Source organism: Massilia suwonensis, from assembly GCF_042655665.1.
Lineage (GTDB): Bacteria > Pseudomonadota > Gammaproteobacteria > Burkholderiales > Burkholderiaceae_D > Telluria > Telluria suwonensis.
Genome location: NZ_JBHSMR010000008.1, coordinates 1 through 21,103, shown reverse-complemented (window position 1 = coordinate 21,103; position 21,103 = coordinate 1). Strand labels below are relative to the sequence as shown.

21 protein-coding genes and 1 rRNA gene are annotated in these 21,103 nt (G+C 63.5%); 9 read left to right on the top strand and 13 right to left on the bottom strand.

What is annotated here, in order from left to right; genetic code table 11:
- Nucleotides 1-2: 2 nt before the first annotated feature.
- The 6 genes from rnpA to ACFPQ5_RS03580 all read left to right on the top strand — a co-directional run bounded on the left by rnpA (nucleotide 3) and on the right by ACFPQ5_RS03580 (nucleotide 5,116).
- Entirely contained in the window at nucleotides 3-416 is a 414-nt protein-coding gene (gene rnpA, locus ACFPQ5_RS03605; protein WP_379751896.1) for a ribonuclease P protein component, read from the top strand.
- Nucleotides 413-673: a membrane protein insertion efficiency factor YidD gene (yidD, locus tag ACFPQ5_RS03600; RefSeq protein ID WP_379751895.1), complete on the top strand. Its 261-nt coding sequence runs from the start codon at nucleotides 413-415 to the stop codon at nucleotides 671-673. Before rnpA ends, yidD begins: the two co-directional genes overlap by 4 nt.
- 11 nt (nucleotides 674-684) lie before the next feature.
- Nucleotides 685-2,358 carry a membrane protein insertase YidC gene (gene yidC / locus ACFPQ5_RS03595; protein ID WP_379751894.1) on the top strand — a complete coding sequence of 558 codons (1,674 nt, stop codon included), beginning with the start codon at nucleotides 685-687 and terminating at the stop codon, nucleotides 2,356-2,358.
- Nucleotides 2,359-2,426: 68 nt separating this feature from the next.
- A complete protein-coding gene (gene mnmE, locus ACFPQ5_RS03590) occupies nucleotides 2,427-3,806 on the top strand; it encodes a tRNA uridine-5-carboxymethylaminomethyl(34) synthesis GTPase MnmE (RefSeq protein WP_379751893.1) in 1,380 nt (459 codons plus the stop codon).
- Between the two features lie 183 nt (nucleotides 3,807-3,989).
- Nucleotides 3,990-4,568, top strand: coding sequence for a DUF1439 domain-containing protein (locus ACFPQ5_RS03585; protein ID WP_379751892.1), 579 nt, complete (start codon nucleotides 3,990-3,992; stop codon nucleotides 4,566-4,568).
- Nucleotides 4,569-4,930: 362 nt separating this feature from the next.
- On the top strand, nucleotides 4,931-5,116 hold the full coding sequence (locus ACFPQ5_RS03580) for a hypothetical protein (RefSeq protein WP_379751891.1): 186 nt from the start codon (nucleotides 4,931-4,933) through the stop codon (nucleotides 5,114-5,116).
- A 32-nt stretch (nucleotides 5,117-5,148) separates the two neighbouring features.
- Here the strand turns inward: ACFPQ5_RS03580 and ACFPQ5_RS03575 are convergent, their stop codons facing one another.
- Together ACFPQ5_RS03575 and ACFPQ5_RS03570 are read right to left on the bottom strand one after the other, a co-directional pair.
- Nucleotides 5,149-5,772, bottom strand: coding sequence for an Hpt domain-containing protein (locus ACFPQ5_RS03575; RefSeq protein WP_379751890.1), 624 nt, complete (start codon nucleotides 5,770-5,772; stop codon nucleotides 5,149-5,151).
- A gap of 3 nt (nucleotides 5,773-5,775) precedes the next feature.
- Complete coding sequence (locus tag ACFPQ5_RS03570) at nucleotides 5,776-6,807, bottom strand: CAP domain-containing protein (RefSeq protein ID WP_379751889.1); 1,032 nt, start codon at nucleotides 6,805-6,807, stop codon at nucleotides 5,776-5,778.
- A gap of 135 nt (nucleotides 6,808-6,942) precedes the next feature.
- Here ACFPQ5_RS03570 and pssA point away from each other — a divergent pair, with 135 nt between their 5' ends.
- Nucleotides 6,943-7,734 carry a CDP-diacylglycerol--serine O-phosphatidyltransferase gene (pssA, locus tag ACFPQ5_RS03565; protein WP_379751888.1) on the top strand — a complete coding sequence of 264 codons (792 nt, stop codon included), beginning with the start codon at nucleotides 6,943-6,945 and terminating at the stop codon, nucleotides 7,732-7,734.
- On the opposite strand, the gene ACFPQ5_RS03560 is transcribed toward pssA, so the two are convergent.
- The 11 genes from ACFPQ5_RS03560 to ACFPQ5_RS03510 form a co-directional block, all read right to left on the bottom strand.
- Complete coding sequence (locus ACFPQ5_RS03560) at nucleotides 7,731-8,039, bottom strand: metal-sensitive transcriptional regulator (RefSeq protein WP_379751887.1); 309 nt, start codon at nucleotides 8,037-8,039, stop codon at nucleotides 7,731-7,733. The genes pssA and ACFPQ5_RS03560 overlap by 4 nt on opposite strands.
- A gap of 2 nt (nucleotides 8,040-8,041) precedes the next feature.
- On the bottom strand, nucleotides 8,042-8,956 hold the full coding sequence (locus ACFPQ5_RS03555; protein WP_379751886.1) for an aldo/keto reductase: 915 nt from the start codon (nucleotides 8,954-8,956) through the stop codon (nucleotides 8,042-8,044).
- A gap of 230 nt (nucleotides 8,957-9,186) precedes the next feature.
- The gene (locus ACFPQ5_RS03550) at nucleotides 9,187-10,332 is read right to left on the bottom strand and encodes a D-alanyl-D-alanine carboxypeptidase family protein (RefSeq protein WP_379751885.1); all 1,146 of its coding nucleotides are present in this window, start codon (nucleotides 10,330-10,332) and stop codon (nucleotides 9,187-9,189) included.
- Between the two features lie 117 nt (nucleotides 10,333-10,449).
- On the bottom strand, nucleotides 10,450-11,085 hold the full coding sequence (locus ACFPQ5_RS03545) for an alpha/beta hydrolase (protein WP_379751884.1): 636 nt from the start codon (nucleotides 11,083-11,085) through the stop codon (nucleotides 10,450-10,452).
- Between the two features lie 14 nt (nucleotides 11,086-11,099).
- On the bottom strand, nucleotides 11,100-11,426 hold the full coding sequence (locus tag ACFPQ5_RS03540; RefSeq protein ID WP_379751882.1) for a (2Fe-2S) ferredoxin domain-containing protein: 327 nt from the start codon (nucleotides 11,424-11,426) through the stop codon (nucleotides 11,100-11,102).
- 47 nt (nucleotides 11,427-11,473) lie between these two features.
- Nucleotides 11,474-12,646 (bottom strand): VanZ family protein, encoded by a 1,173-nt coding sequence (locus ACFPQ5_RS03535; protein WP_379751881.1) that lies wholly within the window; start codon nucleotides 12,644-12,646, stop codon nucleotides 11,474-11,476.
- The gene (locus ACFPQ5_RS03530; RefSeq protein WP_379751880.1) at nucleotides 12,643-13,254 is read right to left on the bottom strand and encodes an ABC-type transport auxiliary lipoprotein family protein; all 612 of its coding nucleotides are present in this window, start codon (nucleotides 13,252-13,254) and stop codon (nucleotides 12,643-12,645) included. The genes ACFPQ5_RS03535 and ACFPQ5_RS03530 overlap by 4 nt, the downstream gene beginning before the upstream one ends.
- A gap of 14 nt (nucleotides 13,255-13,268) precedes the next feature.
- Nucleotides 13,269-14,216: an MlaD family protein gene (locus ACFPQ5_RS03525; protein ID WP_379751879.1), complete on the bottom strand. Its 948-nt coding sequence runs from the start codon at nucleotides 14,214-14,216 to the stop codon at nucleotides 13,269-13,271.
- A gap of 1 nt (nucleotide 14,217) precedes the next feature.
- Nucleotides 14,218-15,102, bottom strand: coding sequence for an ABC transporter ATP-binding protein (locus ACFPQ5_RS03520; protein ID WP_379751877.1), 885 nt, complete (start codon nucleotides 15,100-15,102; stop codon nucleotides 14,218-14,220).
- On the bottom strand, nucleotides 15,102-16,235 hold the full coding sequence (locus tag ACFPQ5_RS03515; protein ID WP_379751876.1) for an MlaE family ABC transporter permease: 1,134 nt from the start codon (nucleotides 16,233-16,235) through the stop codon (nucleotides 15,102-15,104). Before ACFPQ5_RS03515 ends, ACFPQ5_RS03520 begins: the two co-directional genes overlap by 1 nt.
- A 55-nt stretch (nucleotides 16,236-16,290) precedes the next feature.
- A complete protein-coding gene (locus ACFPQ5_RS03510) occupies nucleotides 16,291-17,781 on the bottom strand; it encodes a B12-binding domain-containing radical SAM protein (protein ID WP_379751875.1) in 1,491 nt (496 codons plus the stop codon).
- Between the two features lie 146 nt (nucleotides 17,782-17,927).
- Here ACFPQ5_RS03510 and rrf point away from each other — a divergent pair.
- Both rrf and ACFPQ5_RS03500 read left to right on the top strand, forming a co-directional pair.
- A 5S ribosomal RNA gene (gene rrf / locus ACFPQ5_RS03505) occupies nucleotides 17,928-18,040 on the top strand.
- A 208-nt stretch (nucleotides 18,041-18,248) separates the two neighbouring features.
- Complete coding sequence (locus ACFPQ5_RS03500; protein WP_379751874.1) at nucleotides 18,249-20,666, top strand: penicillin acylase family protein; 2,418 nt, start codon at nucleotides 18,249-18,251, stop codon at nucleotides 20,664-20,666.
- The last annotated feature ends 437 nt before the right edge of the window (nucleotides 20,667-21,103 follow it).

Here is a 21,103-nt window from a genome sequence, read left to right as displayed (position 1 = left end):
CCATGACAGGCGAAGGTTCGCACGACTTCGCGCGCGCTCGGCGCATTTTAAAAACGGATGAGTTTTCATCCGTTTTTCGTTTGCGGCCAACGCAAAAATCCGCGCATTTCGTGTTGTACACGCGACCCAGCCCGCTGCCCCATGCGCGGCTGGGCATCGTCGCGGCCAAGCGCTTCGCGCCGCGCGCCGTCACCCGCAATACCATCAAGCGCGTCACGCGCGAACTGTTCCGCACGAACGAGATCCAGGCCGTCGATTGCATCGTCCGCCTGGCCCGTCCGGTGAACACCAAGGCCGGCCCGGCCACCAACAGTGCTTTGAAACGCCTGCTGCATGCCGAACTGTCGCGCCTGCTGGCCAGTCAACGTCCACGCCGCCCCGCCGCAGGGTCGGCAACGGCAGCGCCGACGCCATGAAGACCCTGCTCATCTGGATCGTGCGAGTCTATAAACTCGTGCTGTCGCCGATGCTCGGGCAGAATTGCCGCTTTTATCCGTCCTGTTCCAGCTATGCCATCGAGGCGCTCCAGACCCATGGTGCGCTGCGCGGCAGCTGGCTGGCCGCGCGCCGTCTCGGCCGTTGCCATCCCTGGAACGCGGGCGGTGTCGATCCGGTGCCCCCAAGCGGGCACAAGAATTCCCACTCAGCCGCTTGCGGTTGCAACCACTCCTGATCAATACCTCAATGGAAATCAATAAACGTACCATTCTGTGGATTGTCTTCGCCGTCTCGCTTGTCGTCCTGTGGAACAACTGGATGGTGTCGAACGGTAAGCAGTCGATGTTCTCGCCCACGCCGCCAGCCAAGGTCGCGCAGGCCCCAGCGAATAATGCCGCCAACACCACGACCGGCGTGCCGGCCGCCGGCGCCCAGCCGGGCGCAGTGCCTGGCACGCCGGGTGCGCCTGCCGCGCCTGCTCCCGTGCGCGCCGAACGCATCACCGTCACGACCGACGTCGTGAAGGCCGAGATCGACACCCTGGGTGGCGTGATCCGCCGCCTCGAGCTGCTGAAGTATCCGGACAGCCTCGACAAGACCAAGAACCAGGTCCTGTTCAACGTCGAGGGCAACAACACCTATCTCGGCCAGACCGGCCTGATCGGCTCGACCACCGCTGGCGTCCTGCCGAACCACAACACGCCATTCGTGGCGCGTCCCGGCCTGCGCACCCTGGATGGCGGCAACGCCGTGCAGGTCGTGCTCGATGCCGAGCAGGGTGGCGTGAAGTTGACCAAGACGCTGACGTTCAAGCGCGGCGACTACGTGATCGACGTGCGCCATGACGTCACCAACCTGACGCAGGCACCGGTTACGCCTTCGCTCTACCTGCAGCTGCAGCACGACGGCAACAAGCCGCCGGGCGGTTCGTGGTTCATGCCGACCTTCGGCAGCCACCCGACCATGTGGACCCCGGAAGAGAAGTACAAGAAGGTCGAGTTCGAAAAGATCGAGAAGGGCACGGCCGAGCACGCGACCAAGGCGAATAACGGCTGGGTGGCGATGGCGCAGCACTTCTTCGTGTCGGCCTTCATCCCGGCCGACAACACGGCGCGCGACATCTACACCAAGAAGCTGGCGACCAACCTGTACGCCATCGGCACCACCCAATCGCTGGGCGCCGTGGCGCCGGGCGCGACGGTTTCGAACACGGCACGCCTGTACTCGGGCCCGCAAGACGAGAAGAAGCTGGAAGTGATCACCCCTGGCCTGGAACTGGTCAAGGACTACGGCATGTTCGCGATCATCTCCAAGCCGCTGTTCTGGGTCATGGACCAGATTCACACGCTGCTGGGCAACTGGGGCTGGACCATCATCGCCTTCACCATCCTGATCAAGCTGGCCTTCTTCCCGCTGTCGGCCGCCGGCTACCGCAGCATGGCGAAGATGCGCGTGGTGACGCCGAAGATGCAGGCGATCCGCGAGCGCTTCAAAAACGACCCGATGAAGATGCAGCAGGCCACCATGGAGCTGTACAAGGCCGAGAAGATCAACCCGCTGGGCGGCTGCCTGCCGATCCTGGTGCAGATGCCGGTGTTCCTGGCCCTCTACTACGTGCTGCAGGCTTCGGTCGAGATGCGCGGCGCGCCATGGGTGGGCTGGATCACCGACCTGACCCAGCCTGACCCGTTCTTCATCCTGCCGATCCTGTACGCGATCTCGATGTTCGTCACGCAGAAGCTGAGCCCGCAGCCGGCCGACCCGATGCAGGCGAAGATGATGCTGTTCATGCCGCTGGCCTTCTCCGTCATGTTCGTGTTCTTCCCGTCGGGCCTGGTCCTGTACTGGGTGGTGAACAATCTGGTGTCGATTGCGCAGCAGTATGTGATTACCAAGAAGTACGGTACGGCGACGAAGTAAGCTGTTCCGTAGCTGACAAAAGCCCGTGGATTCCACGGGCTTTTTTATTTATCCACTACAATTCGCGCATGAAGCTAGATACCTCTCCCATCGCGGCGATCGCCACCGCCCCCGGCCGCGGCGGCATCGGCGTGGTTCGCGCCTCCGGTAAATCGCTCGGTCCCCTGATCGAGTCGCTGTTCCCCGACACCAAACTGGCGCCGCGCCACGCGACCTATATCCCGTTCAAGTCCGACGACGGCAGCGTCATCGACCAGGGCCTGGCCCTGTACTTCAAGGCGCCGCATTCCTACACCGGCGAAGACGTGCTCGAGCTGCAGGGCCACGGCGGCCCGGTCGTGCTGCAGATGCTGCTCGCACGCGTACTGGAAGCGGGCCGCGAACATGGCCTGCGCCTGGCCGAGCCGGGCGAATTCACGCGCCGCGCTTATCTCAACGACAAGCTCGACCTGGCCCAGGCCGAGGCCGTGGCCGACCTGATCGACGCCTCGACCGAGGCGGCGGCGAAATCGGCGTCGCAGTCGCTGTCGGGCGCGTTTTCGCAGGTCGTGCACCGGCTGGTCGAACAGACCATCAACCTGCGCATGCTGGTCGAAGCCACGCTCGACTTCCCGGAAGAGGAAATCGATTTTCTCGAAAAATCGAACGCGCGCGGCCAGCTGGCCAGCATCATCGAGTCGCTGGAGCACGTGTTCCGTCAGGCGGCGCAGGGTGCGTTGCTGCGCGAAGGCTTGAACGTCGTGCTGGTCGGCCAGCCGAACGTCGGCAAGTCTTCCTTGCTGAACGCACTGGCCGGCGCGGAGGTCGCGATCGTCACCCCGATCGCCGGCACCACGCGCGATAAAGTCAGCGAGACGATCCAGATCGAAGGCATCCCGCTGAACATCATCGACACCGCGGGCATCCGCGCGATCGACGAGGGTATCGACGTGGTCGAGCGCATCGGCATCGAGCGCACCTGGGGAGAGGTCGGCAAGGCCGACGTGATCCTGCACCTGCTGGACGCCAACCTGGGTCCGAGCGCAGCCGACGAAACCATCGTCGCCGCCTTCCCGGCCGGGGTGCCGGTAGTGCGCATCTGGAACAAGATCGATTTGTCGGGCCATCGCCCGGTTGTCGAGAACGCACCGGACGCGACCCACATCTATTTGTCGGCCAACGAAAAGACCGGCATCGACCTGCTGCGCGCGGAACTGCTGCGCATCGCGGGCTGGCAGCAGACCGGCGAATCGCTGTATCTCGCGCGCGAACGCCACCTGATCGCCTTGCGTGGTGCGCGCCAGCACCTGGATGTGGCGGCCCAGCATGCGGCGCAGGACGACCAGTCGCTCGATTTGTTTGCCGAGGAGCTGCGGCTGGCGCAGGATCAATTGTCCAGTATTACCGGCGAGTTCACGCCGGATGATTTATTGGGTGTGATCTTCAGCCGCTTCTGTATCGGCAAATAGTAGGGTGGAGTCCCGACTCCACGCGGTGATACGCGCAGGCGAGATCGTCGAGCACGAAATCGGAGCCGGTAACGATCACCGCGTGGAGTCGGGAGCGGTACGCCGTCCGCTCCACCCTACGTCTATATAAACACCGGTCCAGCCAGCCCATGCTACCCTTGAGCCCGAACCCAAGGAGCCGGCATGACCCAACAAGCCCCCCTGCGCGCGCGACGCGCATTTCTCATCGCCTCGACCCTGGCCGCAGCCGCTACCCTGAGCTCCTGCGCCAGCATCCTCGGCCCGCGCGAAGTCGACATCCCGCTGCACAAGCTGCAGGCCAGCCTCGACCGCCGCTTCCCGATGGACAACCGTTTATTGGAATTGTTCGACGTGCGCCTGTCGCGCCCGCAACTGGCGGTGCTGCCGGGCGACCGCGTGGCCTTGACGGTCGATGCCAGCGTGGCCCAGTCCTTCCTGCGCAATCCCCTGGCCGGCTCGCTGGGCTTCTCGGGCCGCCTGTACGTCGACCAGGCGCGCAGCGGCGTCTACCTGGCCGAGCCGCGCCTGGAGCGCTTCGCCATCAGCGGCATCGACGAGTCGGTCAGCCGCCAGCTGTCGCGCGCCGCGAACGTCGTGCTGGAGCGGGCGATCCTCGATATTCCGGTCTACAGTTTCCGCATGGACGAATTGCGCTATGCCGGTGTCCAGTACACGCCGACCCGGATCGCCACCACGGCAGACGGCCTGCGCGTCTCCCTGGAACCGCTACAGCAACGCTGATCAGCACTCCCGCACTGTTACAAAATCTCGCAAGAAAAACCTCCGCGCACGATTGGAGCACGGTCGGAATGCGTTATCAATACTGCTATGATTTCCGCAGCTGACATCGCTTTTTACGGCTGCGCAGCAGCGGCCAAGCGATCTGTTGCAGGCTTGCCGCAGGCACTGCGCTGCCCGTAAAACGACGTTGCAGACGTGCCGTGTTGAGCGCACACTGATTTGCATAACGGCTGTGGCAGCGCTGCCGCGTCGGAATGGCCCGTTGCGATTGCTCATGCTCGGAATGTTCCACTACAGTAATCTTGCTTGACGATTTGACGTGCTGCCGTAGGGGGTGGACCTTGGAAACGATACAAGACAGTATGATGAATGAGGGCGCGGCTTCGGACGCGCTGCCGGCCGCCGCGGTGCAAGCCAGGCCATCGCGCGTAAGCCTGCCGCCGAAGGGTTCATGCTGGTACTGCGACAAACCGGTCGACAGCGTGCGCCGTTTCTGCGGCAAGGACTGCACCGACGCATTCGACGAAGAAGCCGAATACACGCGCTGAGCGCGCGCTTTTTCCACACTTCTTTCGTAGGGCTAGCTGCCGGCAGCCCCGTCCTGCCGGTCGAGCAGCGCCAGAGCGCGTTCGTAATCGAACTCCGCCACCGCCGCGCTCAGTTCTTCAACTCCCCGTTGTCCCAGATGCGCCGCCAGTTCGCTGTGCGCCGCCGCGACCTGCTCGACTGCCGCGCCGTCGCCGATGTCGAGCATGGCGCGCAGGCGGGCCAGGCCGCCGCCTGTCGCAGGCTGTGTGGCCGGCGGCGTTTCCGTTTGCGGCAGTTCCATGCCATCGAGTGCGCGCAGCACCTCGCCCAGTGCGGCATCGACCCGGGCCAGCAGCGCATCGATGCCGCCGGTGTCATCTCGTAACGCCGTTTCCAGCGCCAGCGCCGCCGTGTGCAGGGCAGGCGCTTCGATCATTCCGGCCGCACCCTTGAGCGTATGCGCCAGGCGCCGCGCCTGGGGCGCATTGCCTGCGTCGAGCGCGCTCCGGATGGCGAAGCCGGTCTGGCGGTAATCATGGCGAAAGCGCGCGAGCGCGCGCAGGTAGATGGCGCGGTTGCCCATCAGGCGTTCGACGCCGGCCTCGATGTCGAGGACCGGCGCCGTGTGCGTCGGATCAGGAGGAGAGGAGAGCGGGCCGGGCGCGTGCGGCGTCATCCGTCAGCGGGTGGTAAAAGTCCAGGCGCGGGTAACGGCGGTGTTGCCGACGCTGCCGTTGAAATTGACCTCATAGACCGTGTTGGCCGCCAGCGGCGCCAGCGGAACGATGGCCGCCGACGAGGTGCCGGTGTGGGTGTCGTTGGCATTGGTCAGCAGCCGCACGGCCATGTCGGCGCCGCCACGCGGGCGCACCGTAAAACTGTTCACGCGGATCGTCAGGTCGATGTTCGCGTGCACGCTGATCGGATAGCCGACTTCGTTGCGGTCCGGGACCGGATCGGGCGACTCGGTATCGCTGAAGAAGTTGCGCGGAACGGCGGTCTGGCCGTTGAAAGGCCAGACCGCGACCTGGCCGCTGCCCAGGCCACTGCCATAGCCATTGTTCGCCGTGAAGTTGGCGGTAAAGTAGTTATAGCCTTGCGCCGTGGTCGCCGCGCCGGTGCCGATTTCCTTGAATACCGGCTCGAAGATGACGAAGCGGTGGTACACCGCCGTGATCAGTTCCTCGGCCATATATTGCCCCGAGCCGTTGCTGGTGGCCGAAATCACTTCGCCATAGGCGCGCGAGGCGCGGGTGTTGAACACATAGCCGGCGGCCGTGAGGCGGGCGGCGATATCCACGCCCGTGAAGCCCTGCCTGTTGGACTCTTCGTCGTGGGTGATCGTGTTGTTGATGCGCTGGTAATCCGAGTGATTCTGGGCGGCGCGGTCGACGAAGCTGTTCTGGGTGAGCGTCGTCATGCCGACCTGGCTGCGGCGGAAATTGATCCATTCGCGGCCGTCGAGCGCGATATTGCCGGTGGCAAGGGGCGCGCCCGCGCCGCCGATGGGCGTCGTATCCGGGACGCCTGGTGACGGGATGAGCGGATCGGGCGTCGTCGTCGTCGGGGTGGTCGGCGTGGTCGGCGTGGTCGGGGTTTCGGCCACGGGTGCGGGCGTCGAGCTGTCGCTGCCCCCGCCGCCGCACGCGGCCAGGGCCGCCGCAGCGAGGCAGCCCGCCAGTATCGTCCTCGCGCGAAGGAATTCGCTCATCCGTATGCTCCTGTTTCAATTCAACGCCGAAGACACATTCTAGGCCAAATCGAATATGTACGACGGCAAGCTCCGTGCGCGACCGGGCTCCTGCGCACTGTAGAATAGGGCCATCATCTTTTGCCCGGACCCGAATTGAATCCACCCCGCCCCGCGCGTCTGGCGCGCGCCAAGTTCGCCTTGCCGAGTTTCGTCACCCTGCTGTCGATCGCCTGCGGCTTCGGCAGCATCGTCATCTCGGTCGACAACGCCCAGGTCGGCGCGCCGGGAGACTTCCGCCTGGCGGCCATCCTGCTGGTGCTGGCCGGCGTATTCGACGCCCTCGACGGTTTTGTCGCGCGCGCCACGAACACCCAGTCCGACTTCGGCGTCCAGCTCGATTCGATCGCCGACGTCATGAATTTCGGCTGTGCACCGGGTTTGCTGCTGTACTGCTACGGCTTTGCGCAGATGAGCGCCGCGCATCCGACGATCGTGCGCATGGGCGGCCTCGCCTGCTTCATCTTCGTTGCCTGCGGCGCCCTGCGCCTGGCTCGATTTAACATTTCGGTCGGACGTACCGATCCGCGCTATTTCGTCGGCATGCCGATCACGGCCGGGGCAGCCTGCGTGGCGTCGGTAGTGGTCGCCTGGCCCGAGCCCGTGGTCAACAATACCCAGGCATTCGCGGTGATGGCGCTGATGGTAGCGGTCGGCACGTTGATGGTGTCGACCGTAAGATTTCCTAGCAGCAAGCAACGCCTGAGCAAAGGAATAATAGGCGTGATTCTTGTCGCCGTTCTGCTCCTCGTCATACTGCAGACGCGCTTCTTCGTGCTGTTCTTCCTTTTATATATCTGCGCAACCCTGCTGCTGAACATTGCCTGGCGCAGCGGCTGGCGCGGCGTGGCGCCGCCGATCGTCTACGCGGACGAGGAAGAGGTCTAGGCGAATTTATCGAGTAGCGCCGCTAGCCGGGCGGCCACGGCGCGCGCCTCGTCGACGTCGGCGGCGCCCTCGCTGTGGGTCACGACTGTCGCCGTGAGCAATTGCACGAACGAGCGGTCGAGCGCCTTGCGCGCCGCCGCCATCTGCTGGGCCACCGCCTCGCAATCGGCCGGCTCGGCCGCCAGCGCGATCAGTTTCTGGACGCCGCGCAACTGGCCTTCGATGCGCGCCAGGCGGTTCAACAAATCCTTCTTTTGCTGCGCCGTCAGCGCGCTGCCTGCGACAATCTTGAGCGGCTCGGCCATGCTTACGCCACCTCGTGCCCGCGCGCCGCGCGCAGGATCGCGAACCAGTCGCTGCGCGCGAGCGTGAAGCCGGTGGCGCTGACGGCCGCGGCGATGGAGGCGATCTTGCCGCTGCCGGTGAGCGGCATCGGCCGGCTCGGCAGGGCCATGATCCAGGCGAACACGACGCTGGCGAAAGACTGGTTCAGGCGATCCGCCACGTCCTGGATCACGGCGCGCAGGTTTGCCGTCTGCGCGTCCTGCGCGCTGAACAGGCGCCCGCCGCCCAGCGGCGACCAGATCATCGGCGCGATGCCGAGGTCTTGCAAGCCGTCGAAAGTCTCGTCGAACATCGGCGCCGCGTACAGGGGAGAGAATTCGACCTGGTTCGTCGCCAGCGGCACGCGCCGGTTCAGCGACTCGAACTGGTGGCGCGTGAAATTCGATACGCCCACGTGGCGCACCTTGCCCGCCTTTTGCAAGCGCGTAAAAGCTTCGGCGACCTCGTCGAAATTCATCAAAGGGTCCGGGCGGTGGATCAGCAGCAGGTCGAGGTAATCCGTGTTCAGCTGGCGCAGCGATTCTTCGCAGGAGGCGACGATGTGTTCAAGACTGGTGTCGTAATGCTGGATCGTGTGCGCGGGGCGGGCTGGGGACACCAGCTTGATGCCGCACTTGCTGACGAGCTCCATGCGCTCGCGCAGCGAGGGTTGCGCACGCAACGCTTCGCCGAACAGGCCCTCGACGCCGTAGTTGCCGTAGATGTCGGCGTGGTCGAAGCTGGTTACGCCCAGGGCCAGGCACTCTTCGACGAAGGCGATCCTCTGCTGCACGGACATGTCCCACTCGTTCATTCGCCACATGCCGGCGATCACGCGCGACAGTTCGAGGCCGTCTTTGCGGGTCAGGATGCGGGGGCAGGCGAGGGTAGAGGTCATCGTAGGGCTTTCTTGCTTGAAAAGTAACATCGTATTATATGCGTAGGGTGGGCATGCCCACGCGTGAAGCTGGCATCGTGTTGGCGGGGTCTTTCCTCAAACGAAGCCAACATGACGCGAAGTTTACGCGTGGGCATGCCCACCCTACGATTTGCACCAATATGGTGCAAAAACAAAAATGCCCGCCGGGCATCAGCCAGGCGGGCATTGTCGATCAGTCAGCCGAGGCTTTACTTGATCATCAAACGCATCGAATCCCAGGCGCGCCCAAAAATACTGGCTTCCTGCACTTCTTCCAGCGCCACGACCGGCAGCACCAGCAGCGGCTTGTTATCGACCATCATCTTGAGCGTACCGACGCGGCCATTGCGCGGCAGCGGGGCGACCAGCGGGTCCTTGCGCTCCAGCACAGGCTTCAGTTTGCCGGCCACGCCTTTCGGTACCGTCACCAGCACGTCATTCGTAAAGCCGATCTTGACGGTGCCCTGCGAACCTTTCCACACTTCCGGCGTGGCGATCGCCTGGCCCTTCGAATACAGTTTCACCGTATCGAAGTTCTGGAAGCCCCAGTTCAGGAGCTTCTGGCTTTCCTGGGTACGCACGGCATCCGAGCTGGCGCCGGAGACGACGGAGATCAGGCGGCGCTGGCCGCTGTTGCCGTTCGGGCGGCGGGCCGAGGCGATCATGCTGTAGCCCGAAGATTCGGTGTGGCCGGTCTTCATGCCGTCGACCGTCGGGTCCAGCCACAGCAGGCGGTTGCGGTTCTGCTGGGTGATCTTGTTATAGGTGAACTGCTTGATCGAGTCGATTTTATAAAACTCGGGGAAGTCGCGGATCACGTTGGTGGCGAGCGTCGCCAGGTCTTGCGCGGTCGAGTAGTTGTCCGGGCTCGGCAGGCCGTGCGGGTTGGCGAACTTCGAATTCTTCATGCCCATGCGCTGGGCTTCGCGGTTCATCAGGACGGCGAAGGTGCCTTCGTCGCCGGCGACGGCTTCGGCCAGGGCGACGGCGGCGTCGTTACCCGACTGGATCATCAGGCCGTGCAGCAGGTCGTTCACGCTGACCGGGGTGGCCGGATCGATGAACATCTTCGAGCTGCTCGAATCGACTTTCCAGGCGCGGGTCGAGACGTTGACCATCGTGTTCAGGGACAGTTTCTTGTCGCGGATCGCCTGGAAGGTGACGTAGGCGGTCATGACCTTGGTGAGCGAAGCCGGCTCGATACGCAGATTCGGATCCTGGGCCGCAATGACCTGGCCGCTGGTGGCGTCGAGCAGCAGCCACGATTTCGCCGCGATCGACGGGGCAGGCACGGTTTGCGCGCTCGCCGACATCATCAGCAGGCTGGCGGCCACGGCCGCAATCAGTTTTTTCATGGGAGCTAAAGTGAGTCAGTAGGGGTGGTGCGGATGCCGCCGGAACAAATGTGTCAAAAGACTATTGCCCAACGGCATGGATTCAAAGAAGTGGTCAATTATAGGCCAGTGACGCGCTCAATTGTCACGGCGCCACATTTGTACGACAAGATTTTTGATCGGATTGAGGCGCTTGTGGAAGAAGTGGTCCGCACCCGGTATCACAATGACAGGAATTTCCTGCGGCCGCGCCCAGTCGAACACCATCTGCAGGGTGATGGTGTCGTCCAGCTCGCCGTGGATCAGGATGGTGTCTTCCGGCACGTGCGGCAGCGGCCATTTGCCGGCTGCGGTGCCGACCAGCACCATGCGCTCGATCGCATCCGGCCGGCCTTCGTTTTCCAGGCGCGCCCGCAGCTGGGCCTGGACAAAGGTGCCGAAGGAAAAGCCGGACAGCGCCACCGGTAGCCCCGGGTATTGCGATTGCATGTGCTCCATCATGAAGGCCATGTCGTCGACCTCGCCGTGGCCGCGGTCATGTTCTCCTTCCGACTGGCCGACGCCGCGGAAATTGAAGCGCGCCGTGGCATAGCCGAGCGTCACGAAGGTGCGCGCCAGCGTCTGCGCCACCTTGTTTTCCATGGTGCCGCCGTACAGCGGATGAGGATGTGCCACCAGGGCGATGCCGCGCGGATCGCCTTCCGGCAGATCGAGCATGCATTCCATCTTGCCGGCCGGGCCGTCCAGCATGAAGCGTTTCGAAAACTTGTTCATATTGCAGGTAACAATCAGATTTTGAGGCGCTCGACGACCTGGCCGCCGAGGATATGCGTATCGATGATGTCGTCGATGTCATCCGTATCGACATAGGTGTACCAGGTGCCTTGCGGGTAAACGACGAGCACCGGACCTTCCTCGCAACGCTCCATGCAGCCGGCCTTGTTGATGCGTACCTTCCCCGGCTCGCTCAGCCCCAGCTTCTTGATGCGCTTTTTCGCGTGCTTCTGCGCGATCTCGGCGCCGGCCTTGCCGCAGCTCTGGCGGCAGTTTTCGCCGTCGCGCTCGTTCATGCAAAAGAACACATGGTGTTCGTAAAACGGTTTGTTGTCGCTCATGTCGTTCTCGCTATTCGTGACGTGATTAGGCGCAATGATACGCGCTCTTAATGTCGATTGAGTTTGTGTGAGGGTAGCAAGAGGAACCACAAGGCGAAAAACGGCCACAGCAGCGACAGGAACTGCGCCGCTCCATTGAAGTTCAAGAATTTTCCCTGCACCCAGCCCTGCAGCGTCAGCGTGAAATACGGATTAGCCGGAATCGTGTTCACCACAATCAGGCTCAGCACCAGGGTCACCACGGCGAGGCGGCGCTGCGCCAGCTGCGGCGCAAAAGCCAGGCCCGCCAGCATGATCAGGCCGATCAAAAAGCCGCCCTCGGCCCCGGGCGTCACCCAGACATAGGCGTTATCTGGCCGGAACAGCAGCGAGCTGGACAAGGTCTTCATGAGCAGCGCGGCACCCAGCATCAGGAGCATCAGGGTATAGCGCGGGGCGCCCCGGCGCAGCAGGCACAGCAGGGTCAAGGCGGCGCCGGTCATGCCGCAGGCGGTGATGATCGTCTCCGACAGCCAGTACTGCTCGACGCTCATCGCCGGTCCCGGGCGCAGCATGGCGATCAGGTCGATATCTTCCTCGAACCAGTCCGACAGCCAACCCGAGATGATGGGCAGCACCTGGCCGTGTCCGAACAAAAAACTTTGCGGATAGATTTGGGCCAGCGGCCACAGGGCCAGCAGCACCAGGCCCTGGCTCGCATGCGGCGCGAACCAGCGTTTTCTTATGCGGTACAGCCGCCCCTGGTCGAGCAGGCCGCGCGCCAGCAACGGACCGATGCAGGCGCCGATGAAGGCGCCGGCCGAATTGGTCAGCAGGTCGAGGTTCGAGGGCACGCGGCTGGGCAGGAAATTCTGTACCGCCTCCATCGTGCCGGAGACCAGGAAGCCGAGGATCGCCGCCAGCAGCGCCGCCCACACGCCGCGTACCAGCGGATACAGCGCCAATACCAGCAGCACGCCGAGCGGGACATAGCCAACCACGTTCACCATCACGTCGAAGCCGGTCCAGTAGCGCTGCTTGACCAGGTTCATGAAGGACAATAGCGGCAAGCCGTTGCTGCGCCAGCCCGTGAAGGGGAACCAGCTGGCGTAGACGATCAGGAATAGATAAGCCAGCAGCGAGGCGCGCGCGATGGGCGAACCGCGGCGCGGCGCCTCGTGATTGCCTGCAGCGCCGTGTCCATTCGCATGCCCATTCGCGTGCGCTTCCGGTTCGGTCATCGCGGTCGGTTGTCGAAGCCGGCAAGCCAGGCAAGGATGTCGGCGGCGGCGCCATCGGTGCTGGCGGCCAGGGCGTGGGCGCCGCCGGCGGCGTCGGCGCTCGGGGCAGGCGTCGCGCGCATCACCGTCTTCTGGTCGAACAATGCGTGGCCATTGAACAGCGAAGCGCGCAGGATCAGGCGGCCTTCGCTGGCCGTGGTGCTGGCGAACGCGTGCGAAAACTCGTCGACCTCGAGGCGCAGGATCGGGATGTTGGTGCTCGAATCCGTGGCCGACAGCACTTTGACGCCGGCCTGGGCCAGGCGCGACTTGATGCGCTGCGTGACCAGCAGCAGGGGATTGGCGCTCCAGCGGCTGTTGGCATAGGTGCGCGCCTGCAGCGGGTCGTTGTAGTTCAGGCGGTAGACCATGCGCTCGTTCTCGAAGGTCGGCGAGCCGGTCGCGTCCATCACGATGATCGCGGCCAATGGTGCCCGCGCCACTTGCGTCGTCGGCGCGCCGAGCGGACCGAAATCGAACTGGGTGTTGGCGCCGGTGTTTTTATTGGAAGCGCAGCCGGCAACGAGAGCGGCGAGGACGGCGGCACCTAAGAGGCGGGACAGTTTCATATTTAAAATGATCCTCATTTGGTCGGGGCGACGAAGCCCGGTTCGCCGGGGCCGGGCTGGATGTTCGGGTTGCCGAACAGAATGCTCTGCGGACGGTCCGAGAGCGAATCGGCAGTACGGCGCACCGAACGCAGCGCCGTGCGCGCTTCGTCCGTCATGCGGGTCAGGTGCGGCAGGGTTTCCGCTTCCAGGTCGCTGGTCACGCCCTGCAGCGAGCCGATCGCGCCGTTCAGGCGGTTGATCGGGCCGTCCGGCGCCTGCAGGCTCGTTGCCAGCTGGTCGTAGTTGCGCACCGCGGTGGTGGCGCTGGCGGCAAAGCTGTCGAAGGACGTCAGGCTGCGGTCGAGTTTTTCCACCAGGGCCGGCATCCGGTCGATGGTCGGATCCAGTTTTTCCGGGATCTTGCCGTAGGCTTCAGCCGCCTTGCTGATGTTGTCGAAGGCGCCGATGATGGTCTTCTGGTTCTCGTCGCTCATCAGGTTATTGATGCGCGCCGTGATCTGCTCGGTGCGGTCGAGGATGGCGATGCCGCGCTTTTCCAGCTGGTCGAGCAGGCCCGGCCGCAGTGGAATGCGGCCCACGTGGTCCGGATCGGTCTTCAGCAGGGGCGAGCCGGTGCGGTCGTCGTCGAGCTGGATGAAGGCGATGCCGGTCACGCCCTGGTAGCCGAGCGAAGCGAAGGTGGTGGTGGTGACGGGCGAACCTTCCTCGACCGACAGCTTGATGAGGATCTGGCCGGTCACCTTCGGATCGAACACGATCTCGTCGACGCGGCCCACTTCCAGGCCGCGGTAACGCACCGTCGCCTGCGGGTTCAGGCCGGGAATCGACTGGGTGGTGACGATTTCATAGGGCGACAGTTCCGTCTTGTCGCGGTTCAGCCAGAGGCCGACCAGCACGGTGGCCACCAGCAGGGCGATCGTGAAGATGCCCGTCATCAATGCATACGATCGGTTTTCCATGTCACTCCTTGTGTTCTTCCGCGGCGGCATCGCGCTCTTCGTCGCGCTCATCGAGCACCTCGAGTGCCCGCTGGCCGCGTCCGCCGAGGAAGAATTGTTTGATGAACGGATGGTCGACCCGCACCACGTCGCGCGACGGTCCCACCGCCAGCACGTGTTTTTCGGCCAGGACCGCGATGCGCGACGAGAGCGCGAACAGCGTGTCGAGGTCGTGGGTGACCATCACCACAGTCAGTTTCAGTTCCCGGTGCAGGGCCTGGATCAGCGTCACGAACGCGTCCGACGCATCCGGGTCGAGGCCCGCGGTCGGCTCGTCCAGGAACAGCAGTCTCGGTTCCAGCGCCAGCGCGCGCGCCAGGGCCGCGCGCTTGGTCATCCCGCCCGACAAATCGGCCGGCATCTTGTTCGCGTGTTCCGCGCCCAGGCCCACCATATCCATTTTCAGCAGCACCGCGTCGCGGATCACGTCTTCGGGCAGGGCGCGCAGTTCGCGCATCGGCTGGGCGATGTTGTCGAACACGGTCAGTGCCGAATACAGCGCGCCCTGCTGGAACAGCATGCCCCAGTGGTTGCGCATGCGCTGCAGCTGTTCCGGCCCGGCCTCGCTGATGTCCTCGTCGAACACGCGTACGCAGCCGCGCGATGGCCGTTCCAGCCCCAGCATCTGTCGCAACAGAACGGTCTTGCCGGTCCCGGAACCGCCGACGATCGACAGGATTTCGCCTGCATAGATTTTCAGGTTCAGGTCCTGGTGCACGACGGTCTTGCCGAACTTGGTCCACAGGTTGCGGATGTCGACCACCGGCGGCCCGACGTCTTCTTCCGGCTTGCGGTTCAGTTGCTGCGGCAGGCGATCCTGCGGCGGGCGTTTGATTTCGTCGGCCATCAGAACCCCACGCCGCTGAAGATGATCGCGAACACGGCGTCGGCCAGGATCACGACCGTAATCGCGGTGACCACCGAGGTCGTGGTGCCGCGTCCCAGGCTTTCCGTATTCGGCTTGATGCGCAGGCCGAAGTGGCAGGACACCAGTGCGATCAGCATGCCGAAGGTCATGCCTTTTAATAAGCCGATGATGTAGTTAATCAGCGGCACAGCATCCGGCAGCTTTTGCAGGAAATAGCGGAAGGACAGGCCCAGTTCGATCTTGGCCGACGCCATGCCGCCGATCAGGGCCATCGCATCGGTCCAGACCACCAGTAACGGCATCGAGATGGCGAGGGCGACGACTTTCGGCATGATCAGGCGGTAGCCGTGCGAGATGCCCATCACCAGCATGGCGTCGAGTTCTTCCGTCACTTTCATCACGCCCAGCTGGGCCGTGATCGAGGAACCGGAGCGGCCCGCGACCAGGATCGCCGCCAGCAGCGGACCCAGTTCGCGCACGATGCTCATGCCGAGGATGTTGACCAGGTAGATGTCGCCGCCGAACTGGCTCAATTGCTGGGCCGACAGGTAAGAAAGCACGACGCCGATCAGGAAACCGACCAGGGCCGTGATGCCGAGCGCCTGGAAGCCCGAGTGATAGATATTCGCCGAGATCTCGCGCCACGGCCCCGTGGCCGGACGGCGGATGAAACGGCCCAGGTCCTGTACCAGGCGGCCGATCAGTTCAATAAAACCGTGCAGGTGCTCGAAAAAGCTGAGCAGGCCGGCGCCGAGCACGATGATCCAGTTCAGCGGGCTGACCCTGGTGCGCGGCAGGGTGTGACTGCCGGCCTTTTCGATGCGGGCGAACAGTTCTTCCTGGCGCGGGTCGAGTTTCAGCTGGGACGGCCGCTTCTTGCCCCAGGCATTCCAGAACAGCTGGGCGCCGATATGGTCGATGCTGTCCACCTGGGACAGGTCCCATGCGAGGCTGGGTTTCTTCTTCAGGTCCGTGAAGCTGCGGTTGATGCGCTTGAGCAGGCCCTTCTGGCTCAGCGCATGCACCTGCCAGACCCCGCTTGCCATGACAGATTGCGCCGCGCCGCCGGCGGAATGTTCAATGGATAATGTTGGCGTATTTTCAATCTGCATTATTGCAGTGTAAAAGGATTTCGCCGTCTCTGCCATTTGGCGGGGTCTAGCGTGCTCAGGCAGCGAGGTGGCGGACCTGCCTTGCCGGGGCGACTGTCGCCGTGTTGGCCGCCTTTTTCGCTGCCCCGTCGACATTGCCGGCGTAATCGCTTGCCACCAGGGCCAGTGCCTCATCGCGCGCCATGCCGGTCACCTGCAGCCATTCGGCCACCAGTTTCGCCAGCCGGTCGAGGGCGATGCGGTGAGTGGCGTCGGTCTTGGTGTAGATCCAGTCCGAGAAAGCCATGAAGTTTTCAAAAGGGCGCACGCCGAGCAGGACGCGCGTCGTATTCGCGAAGCGCCCGGAGTTGGCGACCAGGTCCCAGTAGCGCGCAAAGCGCACCAGGCGCTGCATGGTCGGGAAGTCGATCAGGCTGGTGGCCAGCACCGTGTAGGGCGGATACGGGTCGTACACCATTTTATAAGGCTCGGTATGCCGGATGATCGGCGTGCCGCGCAGGCGTTTTAATATGCCGAACTGGATTTCGTGCGCGCCCAGGCCCACCAGCTGGTCGAAGCCGCGCGCGAAGCTGGCGATGTCTTCGCCCGGCAGGCCGGCGATCAGGTCGACGTGCAGGTGCGCCTGCGAGTGTTCGCACAGCCAGCGGATATTGTCCGCCGCCTTGGCATTGTCCTGGCGCCGGCTGACCAGGGCTTGCACCTCGGGATTGAAACTCTGGATGCCGATCTCGAACTGCAGGGCGCCGGCCGGGAAGCGCGCGATCATCTCTTTCAAGGCTTCCGGCAGGTGGTCGGGCACCAGCTCGAAGTGGGCGTAGACCGGGTCGTTCGGCGCCGCGTCGATCTTGTCGAGGAAGAACTGCATGATCTTCATGCTGGTCTTCACGTTCAGATTGAAAGTGCGGTCGACGAATTTGAATAGGCGGGCGCCGCGCGCGTACAGATCCTCCATTTGCGCGAGAAACGCGTCCAGCGGGAACGGCCAGGCGGTTTTATCGAGCGAGGACAGGCAGAATTCGCACTTGAACGGGCAGCCGCGCGAGGCTTCTACATATAAAGTGCGGTGCGCGATGTCCTCGTCGCTATATAAAGAATAGGGCAGGGCGATCTCGGCCATGGGCGGCTGGACCCCGGCATGCACCTTCATCAGCGGCTGCGGACCGTCGAGAATCTGCGCGCACAGCTGCGGGAAGGTAACGTCGCCCCAGCCGGTGACGACGTAGTCGGCCAGCTTGACGATCTGCTGCTCGTTCGTCTCGAAGGAGACTTCCGGTCCGCCCAGCACGATCGTCACCTCGGGCGCCACGCGTTTCAGCATGGCGACGACGCGCGTCGTTTCCTCCACGTTCCAGATGTACACGCCGAAGCCGATGATGCGCGGGTGCCCGGCCAGCAGGCGTTCCACGACTTCGGTGGTCTTGGCGCCGATGACGAATTCCTGGATCCGCGTCTGCGGGCCGAGGGGGCCCATGTTCGCCAGCAGGTAGCGCAGGCCCAGCGATGCGTGGGCATAGCGGGCGTTCAGGGTGGACAGCAGGATGGTCATGGCGGCAAGCGTTTCGGGCAAAGGGGCCATTTTACGCGCTGGCGCCGCAATCCGTGCTGGCGTTCCTGGAACTTGCCTGTTAGAATATGCGCCGGAATTCAGGGAGTTGTTGCCCCGTTGTGGAACAACCATCCCAGCAAGTTATGCCTGATGACCATAGCAAGTCGGTCCCACCCCTTCCCATCCCGAACAGGACCGTGAAACGACTTTGCGCCGATGATAGTGCTGCAACCAGTGTGAAAGTAGGTTATCGTCAGGCTAGTTATTTAGAGAAGCCCACCAGTGTGATGCTGGTGGGCTTTTTCTTTTCCTCCGTCGTTTTTGTTGCGACCCATCAATTCCGATAGGCTTGCAACGCATGTGCTGTCGCTACACTGTATTCCCCCGGGTCATGCCTGCGCCAGGCCCGGCAATCACAGTCCGCCTTTTCATTCGCCACGCGGCTATTGTCCGCAGAAAGCGTCCACATGAAACGTCAGCACGTGCAATCGAAGTACCCTCTTATCGCCGCTGCGCTCCTCCTGGCCCTGGCCGGCTGCAGCAGCGACGACGGCAAGCCAGATGAGACCGCCGCCACACCGCCGCCGCCAGTTGCCACCGCTTCCCGCATCAGCGTCGAGGTCGGCCGCACCGGCTACGGTGTGCCGCATGTAAACGGCAAGGATTTCCGCAGCCTCGGCTACGGCCTGGCCTATGCCTATGCCCAGGACAATGTCTGCATGTTCGCCGACACGGTCGTGACGGTGCGCGGCGAGCGTTCGCAATTCTTCGGCGGCGAGGCGCGCGCGCCGCGGCGCTCCGAGACGGGCGACGAATACGGCGCCGCCAGCGGTTTCATGGACCTCAAAAACGAGGACAGCGATTTCTTCTTCAAGGGCTATCTCGACATCGAGCAGCTGCGCGCCGGCTATGCCGCCGGCGCACCCGAGCCGCGCGAGCTGGTCGAGGGCTATGTCGAAGGCTACAACCGCTACGTCAAAGCCTTCGCCGGGCTGTATCCGGCCGCCTGCAACAACGCCCAGTGGGTGCGTCCGATTACGGTCGACGACATGTACCTCATCATGGCCGAAAAGGCCCTGCACGCGACGGGTCAGGTGTTTGCCAGGGAATTCGTGGCCGCTGGACGCAACCCCGGGGCAGGGCTGGCGCAAACGAAAGCCCGCAAGTTCGATCCGGGTTTCCTGCTGGCGCGCCTCGACCAGCTCAATCGGCAAGGCTTCGGCAGCAATGCGCTGGCCGTCGGCAAGGAGCTGTCGGCAAACGGGCGCGGCCTTCTGCTCGGCAATCCGCACTATCCCTGGACCTCGGCCGACCGTTTTTACCAGGCCCATCTCACCGTGCCCGAGAAATACGACGCCATGGGCGTGATCATCGGCGGCATTCCCGCCATCGTGATCGGTTTTAATCGCGACATCGCCTGGAGCCACACGGTCACGACCGCGATCCACTTCACCACCTTCCGCCTCGCGCTCGATCCTGCCGACACCAGCGGCACGACCTATCTATATGACGGCACGCCCGTCAAAATGACGTCGAAGACGGTGTCGGTCGACCTGCTGCAGCCGGACGGGGCGATCATCAAGCGTAATAAAACCTTCTGGTTCAGCCAGCAGGGCGCGGTCATCGTCAAGCCGGAGGCGGGCATGAGCTGGACGGCGAACGCCGCCTACGTGCTGGCCGACCCGAACCGCAACAACACCCGCATGCTCGAGCAGTGGCTCGGTATCGGCCGGGCCAACAATGTGCAGGCCATCAAAGCCTCGCTCGACAAGACGATCGGCCTGCCCTGGGTGAACACGGTGGCGGCCGACCGCGACGGCAACGTGCTGTTCGCGGATGCCAGCGTGGTGCCGCACATGGGTGCCCAGAAATTCGGCAATGGCTGCCTGCTGCTGCAGGCGGCCCTGCTGTTCGACGGCTCGCGCAGCAGTTGCGGCTGGGGGAGCGATCCGAATGCGCCGGCTGGGATTTATTCTCCGGTGAATGGTCCGTGGGCGATCCGCACCGATTACGTCGGCAATTCGAACGACAGCTTCTGGCTGAACAATCCCAAGGCCCTGCTGCCCGGGCCGGCGCCCTTCGGCTTTTCTCCGCTGTACGGCCGCGTCGGCGTCGAGCAGACCCTGCGCACGCGGATCGGTTTCAAGCAGGTCGAGGAACTGGCACAGACGAAAAAGCTGGCGCTGGCCGACGTCCAGACCCTGGCCTTCGCCAATCGCCTGTATGCGGCCGAGCTCGTGTTGCCGGAATTGCTGCCGGCCTGCACCGCCAGCGGCGACGCCGTCCTGCAGCAAGCCTGCACCGCGCTGTCCGCATGGGACCGTCGCGTGAACGTCGACAGCCGCGGTGCCGTGCTGTTCCGCGAGTTCTGGAACAGTGCTGCCGCCATTCCGAACAAGTGGGCCGTGCCCTTCAACCCGGCCGATCCCGTGAATACGCCGAACGGGGTGGCGCAGGCGGCCATGCCGGCCATGCTGGCGGCGCTGAAGACGGCAGCCCTGCGCTTGCAGTCGCTTGGCATCGCTTTCGACGCCAGGCTGGGCGACTACCAGACCGAGACCCGCAACAGCGTGCGCATTCCGCTGCATGGCGGCATCGGCAACATCGACGGCTCCTATAACTCGCTGACCATGCGCGGGGCGCTGACGGCCACCGGCTATAACGGCGTGCACTGGGGCGAGAGCTATATCCAGACGGTGAGCTTCGACGACCAGGGGCCGGTGGCCCAGGCGATGCTGACATATGGCCAGTCGATCGATCCCAAGTCGCCTCATTATGCGGACCAGGTAAACGTGTACTCGCGCAAGGAGTGGCCGGTGCTGCCCTTCAGTCAGGAGAAGATCAAGGCCGACCCAAGCTACCAGCCGACCACGCTGACAGAGTGAGCCACACCCGGCCGCGAAAAGCCCTTGCGGACCGCGGCCGGGGTTCGCTATAATGCGCCTCCTGTTGAAAACGACAACGAAATCAAGTAGTTGTGTTGACAACAGGAGCCGCAGAGTTCTGCGGTGTAGCAAAAAAGAGGTTGACGAGAATCACGAAATGCTTCATACTCTTTTTCCTCTGCTGCTGACGAACAAAACGATTCGCAGAACGCAGCAAGGCAGTACCGCCCTCGGCGGGAGCCAAAGTTCTTTAACAATTAACAGTCGATAAGTGTGGGCGTTTGATGAAGGTGCCAGCTGACTTGTTCAGCTGATTACTTAAATTATCAAATGTTCGCACAAAAGAAATACGTTGCTCAGCAATGGGTAACGGTCAGTATTTTGAGTGAGCGACACCTGAGAAATCAGGTTGCCAGAAATGGCGAAAACAGAGATTG

Coding starts and splice junctions, on each gene's coding strand:
- yidC (WP_379751894.1), top strand. CDS start 685: ATGGAAATCAATAAACGTACCATTCTGTGGATTGTCTTCGCCGTCTCG.
- ACFPQ5_RS03545 (WP_379751884.1), bottom strand. CDS start 11,085: ATGAACAAGTTTTCGAAACGCTTCATGCTGGACGGCCCGGCCGGCAAG.
- ACFPQ5_RS03585 (WP_379751892.1), top strand. CDS start 3,990: ATGACCCAACAAGCCCCCCTGCGCGCGCGACGCGCATTTCTCATCGCC.
- ACFPQ5_RS03520 (WP_379751877.1), bottom strand. CDS start 15,102: ATGGCCGACGAAATCAAACGCCCGCCGCAGGATCGCCTGCCGCAGCAA.
- ACFPQ5_RS03575 (WP_379751890.1), bottom strand. CDS start 5,772: ATGACGCCGCACGCGCCCGGCCCGCTCTCCTCTCCTCCTGATCCGACG.
- ACFPQ5_RS03550 (WP_379751885.1), bottom strand. CDS start 10,332: ATGAAAAAACTGATTGCGGCCGTGGCCGCCAGCCTGCTGATGATGTCG.
- ACFPQ5_RS03560 (WP_379751887.1), bottom strand. CDS start 8,039: ATGGCCGAGCCGCTCAAGATTGTCGCAGGCAGCGCGCTGACGGCGCAG.
- ACFPQ5_RS03580 (WP_379751891.1), top strand. CDS start 4,931: ATGATGAATGAGGGCGCGGCTTCGGACGCGCTGCCGGCCGCCGCGGTG.
- ACFPQ5_RS03530 (WP_379751880.1), bottom strand. CDS start 13,254: ATGAAACTGTCCCGCCTCTTAGGTGCCGCCGTCCTCGCCGCTCTCGTT.
- ACFPQ5_RS03535 (WP_379751881.1), bottom strand. CDS start 12,646: ATGACCGAACCGGAAGCGCACGCGAATGGGCATGCGAATGGACACGGC.
- mnmE (WP_379751893.1), top strand. CDS start 2,427: ATGAAGCTAGATACCTCTCCCATCGCGGCGATCGCCACCGCCCCCGGC.
- ACFPQ5_RS03500 (WP_379751874.1), top strand. CDS start 18,249: ATGAAACGTCAGCACGTGCAATCGAAGTACCCTCTTATCGCCGCTGCG.
- ACFPQ5_RS03540 (WP_379751882.1), bottom strand. CDS start 11,426: ATGAGCGACAACAAACCGTTTTACGAACACCATGTGTTCTTTTGCATG.
- ACFPQ5_RS03555 (WP_379751886.1), bottom strand. CDS start 8,956: ATGACCTCTACCCTCGCCTGCCCCCGCATCCTGACCCGCAAAGACGGC.
- ACFPQ5_RS03510 (WP_379751875.1), bottom strand. CDS start 17,781: ATGACCATCCTGCTGTCCACCCTGAACGCCCGCTATGCCCACGCATCG.
- ACFPQ5_RS03515 (WP_379751876.1), bottom strand. CDS start 16,235: ATGCAGATTGAAAATACGCCAACATTATCCATTGAACATTCCGCCGGC.
- rnpA (WP_379751896.1), top strand. CDS start 3: ATGACAGGCGAAGGTTCGCACGACTTCGCGCGCGCTCGGCGCATTTTA.
- yidD (WP_379751895.1), top strand. CDS start 413: ATGAAGACCCTGCTCATCTGGATCGTGCGAGTCTATAAACTCGTGCTG.
- ACFPQ5_RS03570 (WP_379751889.1), bottom strand. CDS start 6,807: ATGAGCGAATTCCTTCGCGCGAGGACGATACTGGCGGGCTGCCTCGCT.
- ACFPQ5_RS03525 (WP_379751879.1), bottom strand. CDS start 14,216: ATGGAAAACCGATCGTATGCATTGATGACGGGCATCTTCACGATCGCC.